A 17,943-nucleotide genomic window follows, 5' to 3' on the forward strand; every position below is an offset into this window, starting at 1 on the left:
ACCGGAGCTGAGGCCGGGTGGTCAAACCGGGGACAGTTCGACGCCGGATGGGCCTTCCTACCTTCCTACCTACCGACGATCATGCGGTCGGGTGGTACGGATTTCGGTCGTCGCCGGCCTGGGGTTGTTTCAGCTTCTGGGCGATCTGTTCAATGGCGATGAGGTCTTCGGGGGTGAGACGGTCGATGAAGTGGCGTCGCACCGACTCGACGTGGGCCGGTGCGGCGTCTTCGAGTGCGTCAAGGCCCTGCGCGGTGAGCACCAGGAAGCAGCCCCTGCCATCGTTTGGATCGGGTGTGCGCTTCAGCAGACCACGCGCCGCCATCCGGGTGGCGTGCCGCGATAGCCGGCTGCGTGACCAGCCCATCTTGTCAGCCTGCTCGCCCAGGGTGCTGGTGTGCCCGGGCCGTTCCGACAGGGTGCTCAGTACCTCGTAGTCGGGTTCGGAGAGCCCCACTACGGCCAGATCGCGCGCCGTGCCGGTCTGGACGACGACCATGACGCGCAGGAACGCCCGCCACGCCCGTTCCTGGTCCGGGTCCAACCAGCGGACGGCCTCACTCGACCGTTTAGTTGACATGTAATCAATCTAGCATCTACGCTTCGTTTCCATGTCAACTAAACCAGTTCGTGTCCTCGCGCTGATCTGCAGCACCCGCCCCGGCGCCCTCGGCCCCCAGGTTGGACAGTGGCTGGTCGAAGTGATCTCCCCACGCGCCGCGGAACTCGGCGTCGAGGTGGTCCCGGTGGCCCTCGGCGATCTAAACCTGCCGTTTCTTGACGAAGAGGAACATCCGTCGTCGGGTATCTATCAGCATGAGCACACACGTCGCTGGAGCGCGATCGTCGACGCGGCGGACGGGTTCATCGCGATCACACCGGAGTACAACTACGGGATGCCAGCGACTCTGAAGAACGCGCTGGACTACCTCCGTCGCGAATGGGCGTGGAAGCCGATCGGTTTCGTCAGCTACGGCAACACGTCGGCGGGCACCCGATCGGTTCAGCACGCCAAGCAGGTGGTGACCACGCTCCGCCTGGTTCCGCTGGGCGCCACGATCGCGATCCGCATCAGTGACGCGACGAGTCGCGGGCGGCTGCAACCCGACGTCGACCGCGACCGGGCGGGCCTGGACCTCCTGGATGAACTGGTCCGGGTTGCCCACGCCCTGCGGCCCCTGCGCGAACGCGCACAGGCGCCAGGCCCGTCCGGGCCGCTACCAGGGTCGTATGTCAGACGGCTCACCGGCGACGACGCGCCTGAGGTGACGGTCCTGCAACGGTGCTGCTGGGTAGACGAGGCTCTCGTCAACGACACCCTGGACCTGCCTGCCCTGCACGAGTCGCCGGAGCAGGTGCGCGAATGGCTGGCGACCTGGCACACCACGGGCATCTGGCGCGACGGCCGGCTCCTGGGGATGGTGCGCACCCGTCGCGTCGGCGCCGACTGGCACGTGGGTCGGCTCGCCGTCGTCCCCGACCAGCGCGGCCAAGGCATGGGCCGGTGGCTGCTGCGCACCGCCGAAGCCACCGCCGACCCCGACTGCCGCCGCGTCCTGCTGGAAACGGGCGCCAAGAGCCGACGAAACATCGACCTTTACCGCAGCGAGGGGTACCGGTCGATGCCACTCGCCGGCCCGGCCGGATCCATCTGCCTCGGCAAGGAGGTGACCCACCCGCGCTCACCCATCCGCGATGTCCGGGCAGGTTCTGCGCTGGCCGACCAGTGAAACGCTGTCACCGCCAACGCCCGGTCGGCCTCACTCCGGCCGGCCGGGCGCCTGGTAGGTGACCGGGAGCTTCACTGCCTCGTCCAGCTCCTCCGGAGTCAACAACGGCACCATGATTGTCTCCCCGCCGCCGGCCGCGCGGACGGCGATGCTGAGCGCGGCCGCGACCACGTTGTCCCGCAGGTCACACAAGATGTACAGGTCGTGCTCGCCGTACGAGAAGTACAGCGACTCCATCTGTCCGCCGGAGTTCTCGATCAGCGCTCGGATCACCTCGGCCCGCCGCGTCCCTCCTTCCTTGCCCAGTCCGCTGACACCCTGGGTGGTGTAGGTCGCAATCGCCAGGAACTTCACTACGCTGGCACCACCTTTCACCGTCGCTGGTGCTCCGCCCTGTACCCACAATCCGTCCCGCCACGCCTCGCCGACTCGCGGTGGTACCGCGTAGAGGCAGGGGTGGGCCGGGTGGGGCCAGGGCGTGGGGAGGCCAACCGGCCCGGGTTGTTACCGTGGTGAACATGTATGTACCCGAGGATCGCACCGCGAAGGCGATCATTCGGGATGCCGCCCTGGAGCTGTTCGGCGAGCAGTGGCCGGCGGCGGCCTCACTCAAGCAGGTGGCGCAGCGGGCGCAGGTCTCGCAGTCGCTGATCATCAAACACTACCGGTCCCGGGACGGTCTGGTCGCCGCGGTGGACACCCACGTGCTGGGCCTGTTGGGCAACGCGTTGGAGTCGCTCGCCGACACCGACGGCGCCGGTCCCCCCGACCGCTTTCTCGCCTCAGCCGACGCGCTCCGGGCGCCAGCCACCACCCGCTACCTCGCGCACCTGCTCATCGGCGACACCACCCGCTCCGTCGAGGCGTACCGCAGGGTGCAGGAGTTCACCGACTCACTGGTGTGCCGGATGGCCGAGGCCGGTGCGGTCGCCGAGGACACGGACCGGGCACAGCTCTCGGTCGTGCTCCTGGCCCACGAACTGTCGATCATTTTGTTGCGGGATCGCATCGCCGACGTGCTCGGCGCGGACCCGGTGGGCCGCGACGGTCTCCGCCGCTGGTGGGACACGATCGACCGGCTCTACTCGGGTACGGCGATCCGGAAGCCGTCCGGCTGACCCGGGGCGTAACGCCACTGCGGCGATCCGGAGCTAACGCCGCCCACGCTCACCGGCGTCCGGCGCTTCGCCGCGACAGCGATCCGGCGAGCAGGAGCAGCCCGGCGAGCGCGAGCAGTACGTACAGGTTGCTGTACACCAGGCCGAGGCCGGTGAAGTGCAGGTCCCAGCCGCCCGGCGCGGCCAGCACCCAGCTGGTACTGGCCACCAGCGCGAGCCAGACCGCGCCGAGCGCGGCGGCCCCGAGACGGTGACCGTGCCGGTGGCAGCGGTCGGCGAGCAGCACCAGCGCGGGCACCCACCAGACCCAGTGGTGGTGCCAGGAGACCGGGGAGACCAGCAGCCCGGTGCCGGCGCACGCCAGCACCGCGACCAGCTGATCTGCGGCGCGTGCGCACCAGACGGCGAGGGCCGTACCGGCCGCGGCGACCACCGCCGCGGTCACCGCCCACACCCAGGCCAGGTCGGGGGTGTCGGCGATTCGGGCGAGAGCGCCGGCCAGCGACTGGTTCAGGATGGTGCGGGGATCACCGGTGACCCGGGCCGTGTCGAGCAGGCCACCGCCGAAGAACCAGGCCGAGTCCGTCGGTCGCCAGGCGAACCCGATGCCGATGGTCGCCACGAACACGGCCGTGGCCGTGGCCGCCGCCCGAATCCGGCCGGTGAACAGCAGGAAACCCACGAAGATCAGCGGGGTAAGTTTGAGCCCGGCCGCCACCCCGACGCCGATCCCGCACCAGCGGCTGGTGCGTCCCGGTACCAGGTCGTAGAGCACCAGCCACATGAGGAAGAGGCCAACCTGCCCTGCCTGCAGGTGACCGGTGACGGGGAAGAGCGGCAGCACGGCGAGCACCACCAGCAGCGTCGCAAGTGGCCGGCGACCGGGTGCGACGCCGGTGACGTCGAGGGTCAGCCGGACGACCGCCACCAGTACGGCCGCCGACGCGGCCGTCCAGAGTCCCACGGCCACATCGGCGGGGACGGCGGCCAGCGGTCGCAGCAGCAGGGCGGCGAACGGCGGATAGGTGAACCCCAGCTCGATGCCGTCCGCACCCCGGTGGAAGACCTGGTAGAGACTGCCGTCCCCGCTGGCCGCGGCGGCGGCGCCGGTGCGGTAGGCGGCCAGGTCACCCCAGAACCGCCCGGTGCCACGGTGTACCAGCGCCGCCGCCGCAGCCAGCAGGGCGACGATCCCCACCAGCGTCGCCTTCGATGCCACCGCTGCCACCGGCGGCGTCCGGGCGAGCTCGCAACCGGCGGTCGGCGCGTTGGTCACCGCCGCTCCCCCGCCGTGCGCGGCCCGATGGCCTCGCCCGCCGTGCGCGGCCCGATGGCCTCGCCCGCCGTGCGCGGCCCGATGGGCTGGCCCGCCGGAGCTCGGCCGAGCACGAACGTGCCCCCGGCCGGCGCGCCGTCGCGGAGCTGGGTTTCCTCCTCGTACACGGTCAACCCGCAGCCCCGGATCCGATCGGCTAGGGCGGCGTGCGCGCCGCCGCTGTCGTACAACCAGACGATGAGGACACCACCGGGGGCGAGCGCGCCGGCCATCCGGTGGAGCAGCGCGATGGCCTGCTCGGCCGGAAAGTAGTAGAGCACCTCCCGCAGCAGGATCACGTCGTACGTCTCGGTGGCCTGATAGGTGAGCACGTCGGCGACCTGGAACGAGCTACGTGGGCGGCGCAGCGAACGGGCGCGACGCAGGGCGGTCCGGCTGATGTCGACGCCGTGGTACTGCCGGTAGCCAGCCGGCGGCAGCACCAGATTCACTGTGGAGCCGCAGCCGAGGTCGAGGATCCGGGGTCGCGGCACCCACCGGTGGATGAGTTGCACGGTGGTGTGGTCGCCGGCCCGGTCCAGGTAGTTCCACCGGCCCAGGGCGTACTGCGTCTCCCAGAGCAGCGCGTTGAGCCGAGGGTACGGGCGGATCAGTACCGCCAGCGGCCAGTGCAGTACGCGGGCGACGGCCCGCACCACGGCGCTGCCCATCAGCTTCGCCCCGCGCGGCTCGGGTGCCCCGGACCCGGTGCGGGCGGCACCGGGACGAAGCGTAACCCGCGTCGCTGCAGCCGGGGGATCACCGCCGCCAGCGCGACCACGGTCTGCCGGCGGTCGCCGCCGCCGTCGTGGCAGAGCAGGACATGGCCGGAGCGGCTACGCGTCAACGTCCGGGTGATGTGCGCTACGCCCGGCTGCTTCCAGTCGCTGGAGTTGACCGTCCAGTCCACAGGGGTGAGCCCGGCCTGCGCCACCGTGTCGAGGACCCGGGGCGACCACCCGCCGCTGGGCGCCCGGAACAAGCGTGGCGCCTGCCCGACGGCGTCGGTGATCTGCTGCTGCGCCCCCTGCACCTCGTCGCGCAGCAGCGCGGTGGGGAGCGCGGCGAAGGGCATCGGGTGATGCATCGAGTGGTTGCCGATCTCGTGTCCGGCTGCGGCGATCCGCCGGGCCAGCTGGGGGTGCTGCGCCACCCGCGCGCCGATGAGGAAGAAGGTCGCCGGCACGCCGTAGGCGTCCAGCAGGTCCAGCAGGGCCGGGGTCCAGCGGGGGTCGGGTCCATCGTCGATGGTCAGGGCCACCCCGCCGGGCTCGACCCGGAACATCGGCCACCGCCGGCGGGCCCTCGCGTTGGTCGGCCAGAGCCGGTGGTAGGTCCGCACGCCGAGGAAGGCCGCTTCCCACGCCCGGCCCGGCAGCGCCGGGGTCACGAGTCGACCCGCGCCGGAGCGGGACGGGACGGGCCGAAGTCCCGATCGGTGAGGAAGCGCACCCCACCCACCGCCGCCCCGGCGATGATCGCCAGCTGTACCAGCAGGTGAGTGGCGAGGAAGAAGGCGAGAAACGCCGGACCGCGTCGGCGTAGCACGAACCGCGCCAGCCCCGGGTCGGCCACGGCGAAGCCGAGCAGCGCGGCGGCGGGCAGGGCGAACAGGGCAGGTGCGAACAGGCCCGCCGGGAGAGTACCGACGGCCAGCGCCGCCGCCAGCACCCCGGAGCTGCGGTTGGCCCGCAGCCCCGCCGGCCCGCGTTCCCGGACGGCCACCGGCACGAGCAGCTGGGAGCGGCCGAACTGTTTACGTAGCATCGGCCACAATCGGCTGTCGTCGTCGTGCCGACACGTCACCTCGGCGCTGAGCCAGATGCCGTGCCGGCCGGCCATCCGGTCGCTGAGTTCGACGTCCTCCGAGGCGCGCAGCTTCTCGTCGAAGCCGCCGACGTCGTCGAAGACCGTCCGACGTACGGCGCAGAGCGCGAAGATGGCGGTACGGACCCGACCGGTGTTGCGGATGCGCCAGTAGTGGGCGTGCAGCAGGCGGTACGCCTCCACCGGCCCGTCGTCGAACAGCGGCTCGGTCAGGTAGATGCCGTGTACGCAGTCCACGTCGGGGATCTCGGTGAGCACCCGCAGCGCGTTGGCGAGTGCGTCGGGGGCTGGCGCGCAGTCGGCGTCCACGAAGAACACCACCTCGCCCCGACTTGCCTGGATGCCCTGGTTGCGGGCCGCCGCTGGACCGCGGTTGACCGGGTTGGGCAGCAGCACAACGGCCGGGAACTCCCGGGCGATCCGCTGCGTCCGATCGGTGCTGGCGTCGTCGACGACGATCACCTCGTGCGGCGGGTGGGACTGGGCGAAGACCGCGGACAGGCAGGCGCGCAGGGTCCGTTCGCTGTTGTAGGCGGGAATGACGACCGAGACGTTCGCAGGCACGAACACCACCTATGTCAAATGGCCAGGCGCCCGCCGGGACTTCTACGCGAACGCGGTGACGTTTTCGTGCACGGTAGCGACGGGGCGAGTTTCGTACAAGCGCCCCCCATGCGGGGTGCAGCCGGCCTGTGGTGCGGTTCCAGTCGTCGTCCAGTCGTAGTTCAGTGCCGTTCGAAATAATGTCCGGTGTCGCCGGGAGTGGTCATTGTTGACGTGCCCCCAGGCCCACGCCAGAACTGAAGAAGGGGGGCGCATGAGGGGGTTACTCAGCGTCGAGGATTGTGAGCGTCTTTCGGTGAAAGACGTGCACGGTCTGTATCGACTTTTTGTCAACCGAAGTCAGGTCGGCCTGATGACGTCGTTCGGCTTTGGCCGGGAACTGGTGGACCACGCCGAGGGCGCGTACCTGTATCTGCGGGACGGTCGCCGGGTGCTTGACCTCACCGGCGGGGTGGGCGTGCTCAACCACGGCCACAACCACCCCCGCCTGCTGGCGACCCGTCGCCAGTTCGCGCAGCGGCGCCGGATGGAGGTGCACAAGACCTACTTCTCCCCGTACGTGGCGGGGTTGGCGCACAACCTGGCCCAGGTACTGCCGGGCGACCTGAACATGTCCTTCCTGCCGAACTCCGGGGCGGAGGCCGTCGAGGGTGCGGTGAAGTTGGCCTACAAGTACCACGGCGGCCGGCGTAACACGATCCTGCACGCCGATATCAGCTTCCACGGCAAACTGCTCGGCTCCGGCAGTCTGACCGGCGCCGCGCAGAACCATTTCGCGTTTCCGGGGATTCCCGGGGTGGTCCCGTACACCTATGACGACCTGGAGTCGGTGCGCGCCGCCGTCGCGGCGCACCCCGACGACGTGTACGCCATTCTCGTCGAGCCGTTCAGCGCCTCCACCATGCGTTCGTGTTCCGCGGACTTCCTGCACGGACTACGCACGTTGTGCACCGAGCAGGACATCGTGCTGGTGTTCGACGAGATCTACACCGGCTGGGGCAAGACCGGCAGCATGTTCTACTTCATGCGCCATGCGGGGCTGCTACCGGACGTGGTGACCACGTCAAAGTCCTTCGGTGGCGGCAAATCGTCGATATCCGCCTATGTGGCTCGGGAGCCGGTGTTCCGGCGGGCCTACGACAACCCGGTGGACGCGCTCATGCACTCGACGTCAACCACCTACTACGGTTTCGGCGAGGAGTGCGCCACCGCCATCGAGGCGATCGCCATCGCCGTCGAGGACGACTACCCGGCCCGGGCGCGACGCATCGAGCAGCTCCTCGGACCGGGCCTGCGGCGGATCGCCAAGCAGCACCCCGAGGCGGTGGCCGAGGTCACCGGCGCGGGTGCGCTGTGGGGGGTCTTCCTCGACGGCGGACCGAAGGTGCTGGACCTGGCCGCGAAGATCGCGCCCGCCGGACTGGCCCGAGATCCACGACTGCGCACCAAGTTGATCACCGCATCGGTGATCAGCGCGCTCTACCGGGAGCACGACATCTACACGTACTACACCCTCAACGGCGCCAGCCCGCTGGTGGTTGGACCGCCGCTGGTCGCCACCGACGACGACATCGAACACTTCCTCAACGCCCTCGACGCGGTCCTTGACCAGGGGCTCAACCGCCTCCTGCGCCGGTTCGTCGCGCAGAAGCTCGGCTCGCTGTGGTGATCGCGGTGACCGGCGCCGCCGGGATGCTCGGTGCGACCGTGGTGCAGCGGCTGACCGGCGCCGGATGCGCGGTGACCGGGGTGGACCTCCGGGCGGCCCCCGATGGTCCCGACACGCCGGGCTACCGGCACCTGGTCGGGGACATCCGCGACCCGGCGGTGCTGCGGGCCGCCTTCCACGACGCCGACGCGGTCGTGCACTGCGCCGCCGCGCTGCCCAGCTACCCGCCGGAGCAGATCCGGGCCATCGTGGTGGACGGCAGCCGGGCTGTGCTGGACGCCGCCTGCGCCGCTCGGGTGCCCCGGTTGGTCTACATCTCCTCCACCGCCGTGTACGGGCTGCCCACCCAGGTGCCGACACCGGAGCAACACCCGTACGCGCCGGTTGACGCGTACAGCACCGCCAAGGCCGACGCGGAGCGACTCGCGGTGGGCTACCGCGAGCACGGCCTGATCCTGCCGGTACTGCGGCCGAAGACCTTCCTGGGCCCCGGCCGGATGGGACTGTTCGCGATGCTGTTCCAGTGGGCGCACGAGGGGCGTAACTTCCCGGTGCTCGGCGACGGCTCAGTGCGTATCCAGATGCTGCACGTCGCGGACCTGGTGGACGCCGTCGAAACGGTGCTGCGGGTGCCCGCCGAGGCCGCCAACGACACGTACAACATCGCGGCGGCGACGTTCGGCACGCTCCGTGAGGACTTCCAGGCGGTGCTCGACGCCGCCGGCCACGGCAAGCGGGTGATCGGTCTGCCGGCCCGGCCGGCCCGGGCCGCGCTCGCGCTCCTCGAACGCAGCGGCCTGTCGCCGGTCTACGGGCGGCTGCTGCACAAACTCATGGCCGACTCCTACGTCGACATCGACCGGGCCCGGCACCGCCTCGGCTTCCACCCGCGACACAGCAACCGGGACGCGGTGCTGGAGACCTTCCGGTGGTGGCGCGGCCAGCAAGCCACCACCGCCACGACGGCCAGCGGACCGACCAGCCGTGACCCGTGGCGGCAGGGCGTACTCGCCGCCGCCCGGGTCTTCTTCTAACGCAGGAGGTCAGCCATGACCCCGGTCGAGGTGACGGCAGAGTCGGTTCCGGCCGAGGCCCGCGACGCCGCCGGCAGGCGCAACCCGGCGCGGCCGGCCACCGCGACCGAACGGCTCGACCTGCGCCTGGTCCGCCACGCCAGCGACCTGGCCCTGCTGGCCCGGCCCCGCCAATGGGCCAAGACGGTGCTGGCCGTGCCGCTGGCCCTGCTCGACACCCCGGCCTGGACCGTCGGCGGGCTGGCCCGCACCGGCTGGGCGGTGCTGCTGTTCACCCTCGCCTCGTCGCTGGTGTACGTCGTCAACGACATCGCCGACCGTGACCTGGACCGGAGACACCCGGTGAAACGGGCCCGGCCGGTGGCCAGCGGCCGGATCTCGGTGGCCACCGCCGTCGGGTTCGCCGGCGTCCTCGCCGGACTGCTGGGCCTGGCGTTCGCCGCCGGCCCCGCGCTGCCCGGGTGGCCGCTGGCCGCCTACCTGGTGCTGAATGTGGCCTACAGCCGCTGGCTCAAACACATCCCGCTGGTGGACATCAGTGTGGTGGCCACCGGCTTCGGGCTGCGGGTGGTGCTCGGCTACGCCGCGACCGGCGCGACCGTGTCGGTCTGGCTGCTCACCGCCGTCTTCACCGCCTGCCTGGTGCTGATCCTCGGCAAGCGACGCGGGGAACTCGCCACCCAGGGCACCGGGTACCGGCCCGCGCTGCGCGGCTACACCCTGAACCTGGCCGATCACCTGATCAGCGTCAACGCCACCCTCACCGTCGCGGCGTTCCTGATGTACCTGCACACTGACGCCCCGATCGGCGCGCACCGCGAGGCCGTCGTGCTCGCCGCCGTACCCCTGACCCTCCTGGCCATCTCCCGCTACCTGCAGGCCGTCCTGGTACACCACGGCGGCGCGGATCCGGTCCGCACCCTGCTGCGGGACCGGCTGATCGTCGGCTCCGCCGCCCTGCTGGCAGCGGCCGTCGGCGCCGGTCTGCTCGCCGCCTCCCCGCCAACCTCCTGAAAGCGGTCTGCCTCATGCCCGAACCCCTGGTCTCGGTCGTCGTACCGAACTACAACTACGCCCGCGCGATCGGGCTGTGCCTGGCCGCGCTACAGGCCCAGACCTATCCGAACCTGGAGATCATCGTTGTGGACGACTGCAGCACCGACGACTCGGTCGCCGTGGCGCGCTCGTACGGCGTGCGGGTCCTGCGCACACCGGCCAACGGCGGCCCGTCGGTGGCCCGCAACCTGGGCGCGTCACACGCCCGAGGGGAGATCCTCTTCTTCGTCGACTCCGATGTCGCGGCCAAACCCGATGCGGTGGCGAACGCGGTGGCGCTGCTGACCGAACGGCCGCAGATCGGTGCGGTCTGCGGCAACTACGACCCGCAACCGTTGATCCGGGACAGTCTGCTGGAGGAGTACCGCTGCCTGCAGCAGTCCTACTGGCTGATCGCCGACGAGGGACGCATCTACACCCTGTACACCGCGCTGCTGGCCATGCGCGCCGACGTTTTCGCCGAGATCGGGCCCTTCGACCCCCGGCTGCGCGAGACCGAGAACGCCGACTACGGCCGGCGGCTGGCCCGCGCGTACGAGATCTGGCTGACGCCGGCCGTCCGCGGCGTCCACGACCACGACCACGACCTGCGCGTCCTGGTCCGCAAGGTCTTCACCCGCACCATGCTGCACATCCCGATGTTCGCGCGGGCACCCCGCTTCCCCGGTGGGCTACGCAGCGGCCCGCGCGCCTGGAGCAGCGTCGCCGCCCCGGTCGTGCTCCTGACCGCGGTGGTGCCGGTGCTACTCGGCGCGGTCTGGGCGGTGCTCCCCGCGGTCGGGTTCGCCGGCTACCTGCGCCTCGACTGGCCGATGTACCGGTTCGTCGCCGCCCGCCGCGGCCCGGTGTTCGTCGCCTACTTCGTCGCCATGCACCTCCTGCTCAACCTGGTGATCGCCGTCGCGGCCGCCGTCGGTGTGTTCGGCCTGCTGACCTCGAGGACGTTCCGGCAGCTGTACGACAAGCCCGCGGAGGCGCTGTGAACCCCACCCCGCTGGTCTCGGTCATCGTGCCGAGCTACAACTACGCCGCCTCGCTCGCGGTCTGCCTGCGCGCCGTGCTCGACCAGACGTACCCGGCCATCGAGGTGCTCGTCGTGGACGACCACAGCACCGACGACTCGGCCGCCGTGGCCCGTTCCCTCGGCGTACGCGTGATCGCCCTGCCGGACAACGGTGGCTGCGGTCGGGCCCGCAACGTCGGGGTCGCCAACAGCGCCGGTGAGATCCTGTTCTTCGTTGACGCGGACGTGGCGATGGCCCCCGACGCGGTCGCCGAGGCCGTCGCCGTGCTCACCGCCGAGCCGCAGGTCGGCGCGGTGTGCGGGATCGAGGACCCGGAGCCGCTGCTGCACGACACGGCGGTCGCGCGCTACCGGGGGTTGCAGTATCACCACTGGTCGGCCAGCGGGGAGGGGGAGGTCACCTTCCTCTTCCCGGCCATGTGCGCGATCCGACGGTCCGTCTACGACCAGGTCGGCCCCTTCAACCCGGCGCTGAAACAGACCGAGGAGGTGGACTACGGCTACCGGCTGTCCCGCCGGCACCGCCTACTGCTCACCTCCCGGATACGCGGCCGACACGACCACGACCACGAGTTGCTGCCGCTGCTGCGCAAACTGTTCCACCGGGCCCGGCTGCGGATTCCGCTGTACGCCCGGGCCCGCCGGTTCGCCACCGGGTTCGAGACGGCCGCGCGGGCCTGGGGGTCGCTGCTGGCGGCGGCCACCCTGCCCACGCTGCTGCCCGCCGCGCTGGCCGGGCCGGTGTGGCTGCTCGCCCCCGCCGCCCTGTTCGGCGCCTCGATCACCGTCGACCGCGCGATGTACGCGCTGGCGCTGCGGCGGCGGGGGGTACGTTTCCTGCTGTTCTTCGTGGCCGTGCACTTCATGGTCAACGTCACCATCACCACCGGAGTGGGCGTCGGGGTCCTGCAGTGGCTGACGTCCCGCCCGTTTCGCCGGTTGTACGACGGCACCTTCCCGGTCGAGGCTCCGGCGTGACGGCACCGCCCCACGCGTCCGCCGCGACTATTCCCCCCGTGTCGGTCACGGCGGACGCCGCGACTATTCCCCCCGTGTCGGTCACGGCGGACGCCGCGACGGTGGCCGACGATGAGCCGGTGCGGGTGGGGCAGGTCGGGCCGACGGTCGCCGGTGGATACACCGATCGGTGGTGGCGGCGCTGGCCGCGCCGGGCCCTGCTCGCGGCCGCGGCGCTGTGGCTGGGCTTCACCACCGCGCACCTGCTGCTCAGCGGCCGACTCTGGTGGTGGCGGTTGGCCGACCTGCTACCGCCGATCGCCTTCCTCGCGACCCCGCTGCTGCTCGCGGTCGTCGCGGCCGGGAGCCGGCGGGCCCGCCGGCCGGTGACGTTGCTGTCGCTCGCGGCCCTGCTGCTCGGCGCCGGCCTGACCGGGGTGAACCTGCCGGGCCCGCTGCGGCCGGCACCGGCGGACGCGCTGCGGGTGGTCTCCTGGAACACCGAATACTGGCATCCGGCGGACCAGGCCACCGAGTTCTACGACCTGCTGCGCGCCCAACGCGCGGACGTGTACCTGTTGCAGGAGTACCTTGCCGAGGTGGACGGGGAGGTGCTCCGCGCCGACGAACTCGACCAGGTTCGCCGGCAGCTGCCCGGCTACCACCTCGCGGTGGTGGGGGAACTGCTCACCCTCTCCCGGTACCCGATTGTGGCCGCCACGCCGCTGTCCGCCCCGGGCCTGCCGCCCGCGCCGACCAACTTCACTGACTTCACCGACTTCTGGAACCACCAGGTGCTGCGCACCGACCTGCTGATCGATGGCCGGGTGGTCTCCGCCTACAACGCGCACCTGCCGGTTCCACTCTGGGCCGGCGGACCGAGCCTGTTCAGCGGCGCCTTCCACGAGGCGATCCGCACCCAGCACGAGCGCCGGGTGCCACAGTTTCGGGCGTTGGCCGCCGACGTGGCGGACAACCCCCACCCGATCCTGGTCGCCGGGGACCTGAACACGTCACCGGCGATGGGCGACACCCACCGGTTCCCCCCGCAGCTCCGCGACGCCGGCGACGCCAGCCGCTCCGCGTACCCCGTCTCCTGGTCAGCCGGAGGCCCGAGCCTGCTGCTGTGGCGGCTGGACTGGGCGCTGGTCTCCGACGAGGTGGAGGTGCATCGCTACGAGTTCCGGGACCCCGCCGGCCACTCCGACCACCGGCTCCAGTTCCTGTCGATCTCGGTCTGAACCCGGGGAAGGAGTGCCATGACCTCGACGACCGGCGCGGCCCAGACGGTGGCGCCCGGAGCCGGCAGCATCCCCGACGGGTCCGAGCCGCCCGCGCCGACGGTGTCGGTGATCGTGCCCAACTACAACAAGGCCGCCAGTCTCGCCGACTGTCTGCGGTCAATCCAGGAGCAGACCCGCCCGCCCGTCGAGATCATCGTGGTGGACGACGCGAGCACCGACCGGTCCCGGGAGATCGCGGCCGGTTTCGGCTGCCAGCTGATCGCGCTGCCCACCAACCGGGGCGTCTCGGCCGCCCGCAACGTCGGTGCCGCCGCGGCCAGCGGCGACGTGCTGTTCTTTCTCGACTCCGACATCGCCCTCGCGCCGAAGGCGATCGCCACCGCGGTGCGAACCCTGCGAGCGCATCCCGACTGCGCCGTCGTCCAGGGCATCTACGATGCCCAGCCGCTGCACGACGGTGGCCCGGTGGAGGTCTACAAGACCCTGTTCGAGCACTACTGGCGCCGCCGGGGCGCCGGGGTGACCGATGCCACGCTGTTCGCGTTGACGGCCATTCCCCGACCGGTGTTCGAGGAGGTCGGCGGCTTCGATGAGACGCTGCGCGACGCCGAGGACATCGAGTTCGGCACCCGGCTGCCGGCCCACTACGGGATCCGGATGAGCGCGGACGTACTCGGCCGACACGACGACGTGGACCGGTTCTGGCCGTACCTGTCCGAGCACGTCCGCCGCGCCGTGGGCTACGGTCGGCTGCTCGCCGACATGCTGGTCGGGCACCGTCGTGCGGCGTCTAACGCCGCTGGCACCGGCCCGGCCGGGGGGCGGGCCGGGAAGACGGTGGACCGGGCTGCCATCGCCGCCATGCTCTGCTGCGCCGGGGTGCCGCTGACCCTGCCGCTGGCGGCGGTCGCCGTCGAACTGATCGCCGTTCCCCTGCTGCTGGCCGCCGGTTTCGCCGTGGTCGACCGGGGCCTGCTCGGCTTCGTCCGGCGCCGCAGGGGGCACCTGTTCCTGGGGTACTTCGTCGGTATGCACATGCTCATGCACGCCACCCAACTCGTCGGGATGGCCGTCGGTGCTGCTATCGCCACCGTGGACTTCCGCCGCCGTCGACGCGGTGGCACGGCAGGCTGGCGGCGGCTACTGCACCGGGCCGTCACCGTGCTGTTCGTGGCATTGTTGGCTGTTGGTCTGGTCACCGTGCTGCGCGGGCAGGACTGGCGCCCCGTCCGGGAGTTGGCGGCGAGCCTGGACCTGGCCACGGTCTATCTCGCACTCGGCGCGGCCTTCACCATCAACTGCGTCGGTCTGGTGTTCGGGGTGCTCTCCTGGCGGGCGCTCTTTGCTGACCTCGGGGCCCGAGTGGACCCGTGGACCGCCTCCCGGATCTTCTTCGTCGGGTTCCTGGTGAAATTCGTACCCGGCCGGTTCGTCGCCCTGCCGGTACTCCTTCGCCTGGGCAAGGCTGTTGACGTGGGGCCGGTCCGGCTCGCCTCGGTGTTCATGGTGAGCTGGGGCATCGTGGCGTTGACCGGGGTGACCGTCGGACTCGGCGCCGGGCCGGCGGTCGCCGGCACACAGACGTGGTGGCTGCTCGGGCTGGCGGCGTTGCCGGTGCTCGCGCTGCTGATCCGGCCGGACCTGCTCAACCTGGGCATCCGGACCGCCGCGCGGGTGTTCCGCCGGCCCGCCCCGACGTTCGCGGCGTCCCGGTCGGGGCTGCGGCGGGCCATCGTCACCCAGTCCCTGTCCTGGATCATCTCCGGGCACCACGTCTGGCTGCTCGCCGTGGTCGCCGGTGCGCCACCAGGACGTGCCTACCTGCTCTGCGTGGCCGGGTTCGCCCTGGCCACCGTGGCCGGGCTGGTGGTGATGGTCGCCCCGGACGGGATCGGCGTCCGGGAGGGGGTGCTCGCCCTGGCGCTGGCGACCGTCCTGCCGCTGCCCCTGGCCGGCACGGTGGTGTTGGCCAGCCGAATCGTCTCGGTGCTCAGCGACGTCGTCGTCGGAGCCGGCGGGCTGCTGCTCGCCGAATACCTACACCGACGTCGACGCCGGCCACCGGTGGCAACACTGGCCGTGCGGAGAGCCGGCAGCCAGACTGGCGCCCGCTGACCCTGGTTACGGGGCGCTGCTCGCCCGGTGGCTGTGGCGAACCGGCTAGGCCGACGGTCAGCCGGGCACACCGACCGCGGACGGCTGTTCGGTGTGCGCGTGCTCGGTCTCCACCAGGTGGCCGGCGTAGGCCCGCAGTAGCGCGTGCATGCCGTAGCGGCAGCCCGGGCCGCGTTGTACGAGGTGGGCGCGGGCCAGCAGGTCCAGCAGCCGCCCCGCCTCCGCGACGGTGGTGCCGAGGATTCCGGCCGCGGCCTGCGGCTCCACGTCCGAGTCGCAGTGGCGGCCGAGCAGCCGGAACGCGCGGGCGGCATCTGCCGGCAGCCGCCGGTAGGACCAGGAGAGCACCGCGCGTACGCCGGTGCGGCGGTCGCCACCGGCGTCGAGCAGGTCCAGGCGGTGGCGTTGGTCGGCCAGTTCCTGGACCAGTTGGGCCAGCGGTGCGCCCGGCCGGCTGTCGGTCATCTCGGCCGCCAGTCGCAGCGCCAACGGCAGTCGGGCGCACTGGGTGGCCAGCGCCGCCGTCGCGCCCGGCTCGTCGGTGAGCCGCGGGTCGGTCAACCGACGGATCAGTACCACGGCGTCGTCCTGCGGCAGCAGGTCCAACTCGATGCGCCGGGCACCGTGCCGCGCCACCAGGGCGGCGAGTGAGTCTCGGCTGGTCACCAGGACGAAGCAGGACGGCGAGCCCGGTAGCAGCGGACGGATCTGCTCGGCGGAGACGGCGTTGTCGAGCAGCACGAGCATCCGCCGGCCATCCATGCGGCTGCGGTACGCCGCGGCCTGCTCCTCCGTGCTGGGTGGAAGGTCGGTACCGCTGACACCGAGCCCGCGGAGGAACCCGGCGAGGGCCTGCCGGGCCGTCACCGGCGGGTCCGCGTCGTGCCCCCGCAGATCCACATAGAGCTGGCCGTCGGGGAACCAGCCGCGTACCCGGTGGGCCCAGCGTACGGCCAGGGCGGTCTTGCCGACCCCGGCCGTACCGGACACGGCGACGAGGGCGGCCCCAGCCGCACCGGCGGGGGTCGGCCCCGGCCGTGCGGATCGTTCGGCGAGGAGGCGGTCCAGGTGATGTAGTTCGGCGCTGCGCCCGGTGAAGTCGGGAATGTCGGCGGGTAGCTGGGCTGGCACCACGAAGACGTCGCCGGTGGCTTTCGTGGGTGTTGCCGGGACGGTTGCGGGACCCGGCTCGGCTGGTGGCGCCTCGTCGTGCAGCAGCGCGGTGTGCGCGGTGGCCAGCTGCGGTCCCGGCCCCACCCCGAGTTCTTCGGTCAACAACCGCCGCACCTGGTGATACCGGCTAAAGGCGCGGGAACGCCGTCCAGCCGCGTGGTAGGCCCGGATCAGGCGTGCCTGGGCTGACTCGTCCAAGGGCTGGGCCGCGGCTGCCTCCTCCAACACCGGCAGTGCTTCCCCTGCCCGCCCGGCGGCGATCATCATGTCGCCGTAGCGGTCGATCGCGGCCTGCCGCTCCGCGGCCAGCGCGACCACCTTGGGGTGGGCGGTCAGCGCCGGGATGTCGGCCAGCGGCGAACCGTTCCACAGCGCGAGGGATTGCCCGAGCAGGTCGGCCGCACCGTTGATCTCGCCCCGGTGGGCGAGGCCGGTCGCCGCGGTGACCTGGTGCCGGAATCGCGCCACGTCGACCGCGCTGGCCGGCACGTGCAGGGCGTAGCCGTCGCCGACCTGGCGCAAAATCTGGCTCGGCGCCCGTCGTCGCCGGTCCGGCTCGAGGATGGAGCGCAGGTGTTTGACGTGCGTCTGGATCACATTTCGGGCGGTGGGCGGCGGTAGTCGGTCGGGCCACACCGCCGCCATGATCTCGGCGTGCGACGCCGGCTGTCCGCAGACGATCGTCAGCAGTCCCAGCATGGCCCGTTGGGCTGCGGGGCCGAGATTCAGGGGTTCGTGGTCGCGCCAGGCAGAAACCGGGCCGAGGATTTGAATTCGCACAGTCGCCACCGTCTCCAGTTGTGCCGACGTCACCGCCCGCAACGGTTAACTGCATTTAACGTTCGCCTGCCTCAAGCTAATCAATGTCGGCGGACACTGCAACGGGCAAGAACGTTGCACCAGCAAATGGCATGGCATCCATTGGTACATCTTCATTGCAGCACTTCCGGCCGACTAGTGGCGTTTTTCCGATACGACCCAGTGGGCGCGCTAACCCCGATCTGCCGTACCACTTAACCTCGGCGAAACATTAGATCGAAAAGGTGCATTCATTGCTCGACGAATGGAGAAGCGGCCCTCCACTGCCCGGCGAAGACCCCCCGGCCCCCGGTATGGG

General features: G+C 71.2%; 16 protein-coding genes. 9 read left to right on the plus strand and 7 right to left on the minus strand.

Going from position 1 to position 17,943, the window contains the following annotated elements:
• Nucleotides 1-79 precede the first annotated feature (79 nt).
• Nucleotides 80-580, minus strand: a complete 501-nt coding sequence (locus T398_RS19770) for a MarR family winged helix-turn-helix transcriptional regulator (RefSeq protein ID WP_496448944.1) — start codon at nucleotides 578-580, stop codon at nucleotides 80-82.
• Between the two features lie 31 nt (nucleotides 581-611).
• On the opposite strand from T398_RS19770, the gene T398_RS19775 reads away from it, so the two are divergent.
• On the plus strand, nucleotides 612-1,730 hold the full coding sequence (locus T398_RS19775; protein ID WP_496448945.1) for a GNAT family N-acetyltransferase: 1,119 nt from the start codon (nucleotides 612-614) through the stop codon (nucleotides 1,728-1,730).
• A gap of 30 nt (nucleotides 1,731-1,760) precedes the next feature.
• Here the strand turns inward: T398_RS19775 and T398_RS19780 are convergent, their stop codons facing one another.
• Entirely contained in the window at nucleotides 1,761-2,084 is a 324-nt protein-coding gene (locus T398_RS19780; protein ID WP_496448946.1) for a GYD domain-containing protein, read from the minus strand.
• Nucleotides 2,085-2,248: 164 nt separating this feature from the next.
• On the opposite strand from T398_RS19780, the gene T398_RS19785 reads away from it, so the two are divergent.
• A complete protein-coding gene (locus tag T398_RS19785) occupies nucleotides 2,249-2,848 on the plus strand; it encodes a TetR/AcrR family transcriptional regulator (RefSeq protein WP_496448948.1) in 600 nt (199 codons plus the stop codon).
• A 49-nt stretch (nucleotides 2,849-2,897) separates the two neighbouring features.
• Here T398_RS19785 and T398_RS19790 read toward each other — a convergent pair whose 3' ends face one another.
• From T398_RS19790 to T398_RS19805, 4 genes are read right to left on the minus strand one after another with little or no spacing between them, the layout of a single operon-like run.
• Nucleotides 2,898-4,124, minus strand: coding sequence for a glycosyltransferase 87 family protein (locus T398_RS19790; protein WP_496448950.1), 1,227 nt, complete (start codon nucleotides 4,122-4,124; stop codon nucleotides 2,898-2,900).
• Nucleotides 4,121-4,834: a class I SAM-dependent methyltransferase gene (locus T398_RS19795; protein ID WP_496448952.1), complete on the minus strand. Its 714-nt coding sequence runs from the start codon at nucleotides 4,832-4,834 to the stop codon at nucleotides 4,121-4,123. Before T398_RS19795 ends, T398_RS19790 begins: the two co-directional genes overlap by 4 nt.
• Nucleotides 4,834-5,553 carry a polysaccharide deacetylase family protein gene (locus T398_RS19800; protein WP_496448954.1) on the minus strand — a complete coding sequence of 240 codons (720 nt, stop codon included), beginning with the start codon at nucleotides 5,551-5,553 and terminating at the stop codon, nucleotides 4,834-4,836. The genes T398_RS19795 and T398_RS19800 overlap by 1 nt, the downstream gene beginning before the upstream one ends.
• Nucleotides 5,550-6,563 carry a glycosyltransferase gene (locus T398_RS19805; RefSeq protein WP_496448956.1) on the minus strand — a complete coding sequence of 338 codons (1,014 nt, stop codon included), beginning with the start codon at nucleotides 6,561-6,563 and terminating at the stop codon, nucleotides 5,550-5,552. Before T398_RS19805 ends, T398_RS19800 begins: the two co-directional genes overlap by 4 nt.
• A gap of 343 nt (nucleotides 6,564-6,906) precedes the next feature.
• On the opposite strand from T398_RS19805, the gene T398_RS19810 reads away from it, so the two are divergent.
• The 7 genes from T398_RS19810 to T398_RS19840 are packed head-to-tail and all read left to right on the plus strand — an operon-like array spanning nucleotide 6,907 to nucleotide 15,653.
• Nucleotides 6,907-8,223 (plus strand): aspartate aminotransferase family protein, encoded by a 1,317-nt coding sequence (locus T398_RS19810; RefSeq protein ID WP_496449026.1) that lies wholly within the window; start codon nucleotides 6,907-6,909, stop codon nucleotides 8,221-8,223.
• On the plus strand, nucleotides 8,217-9,257 hold the full coding sequence (locus T398_RS19815) for an NAD-dependent epimerase/dehydratase family protein (RefSeq protein ID WP_496448958.1): 1,041 nt from the start codon (nucleotides 8,217-8,219) through the stop codon (nucleotides 9,255-9,257). The genes T398_RS19810 and T398_RS19815 overlap by 7 nt, the downstream gene beginning before the upstream one ends.
• A gap of 15 nt (nucleotides 9,258-9,272) precedes the next feature.
• A complete protein-coding gene (locus T398_RS19820) occupies nucleotides 9,273-10,271 on the plus strand; it encodes a UbiA prenyltransferase family protein (RefSeq protein WP_496448959.1) in 999 nt (332 codons plus the stop codon).
• Nucleotides 10,272-10,285: 14 nt separating this feature from the next.
• Nucleotides 10,286-11,296 (plus strand): glycosyltransferase family 2 protein, encoded by a 1,011-nt coding sequence (locus T398_RS19825; RefSeq protein WP_496448961.1) that lies wholly within the window; start codon nucleotides 10,286-10,288, stop codon nucleotides 11,294-11,296.
• A complete protein-coding gene (locus T398_RS19830; protein ID WP_496448963.1) occupies nucleotides 11,293-12,315 on the plus strand; it encodes a glycosyltransferase in 1,023 nt (340 codons plus the stop codon). Before T398_RS19825 ends, T398_RS19830 begins: the two co-directional genes overlap by 4 nt.
• Nucleotides 12,312-13,535 (plus strand): endonuclease/exonuclease/phosphatase family protein, encoded by a 1,224-nt coding sequence (locus tag T398_RS19835; protein ID WP_496448965.1) that lies wholly within the window; start codon nucleotides 12,312-12,314, stop codon nucleotides 13,533-13,535. Before T398_RS19830 ends, T398_RS19835 begins: the two co-directional genes overlap by 4 nt.
• 18 nt (nucleotides 13,536-13,553) lie before the next feature.
• Complete coding sequence (locus tag T398_RS19840) at nucleotides 13,554-15,653, plus strand: glycosyltransferase (RefSeq protein WP_496448967.1); 2,100 nt, start codon at nucleotides 13,554-13,556, stop codon at nucleotides 15,651-15,653.
• A 57-nt stretch (nucleotides 15,654-15,710) separates the two neighbouring features.
• Here the strand turns inward: T398_RS19840 and T398_RS19845 are convergent, their stop codons facing one another.
• Nucleotides 15,711-17,606 (minus strand): AfsR/SARP family transcriptional regulator, encoded by a 1,896-nt coding sequence (locus T398_RS19845; RefSeq protein WP_496449028.1) that lies wholly within the window; start codon nucleotides 17,604-17,606, stop codon nucleotides 15,711-15,713.
• Between the last annotated feature and the right edge of the window lie 337 nt (nucleotides 17,607-17,943).

Source organism: Salinispora goodfellowii (assembly GCF_059570675.1).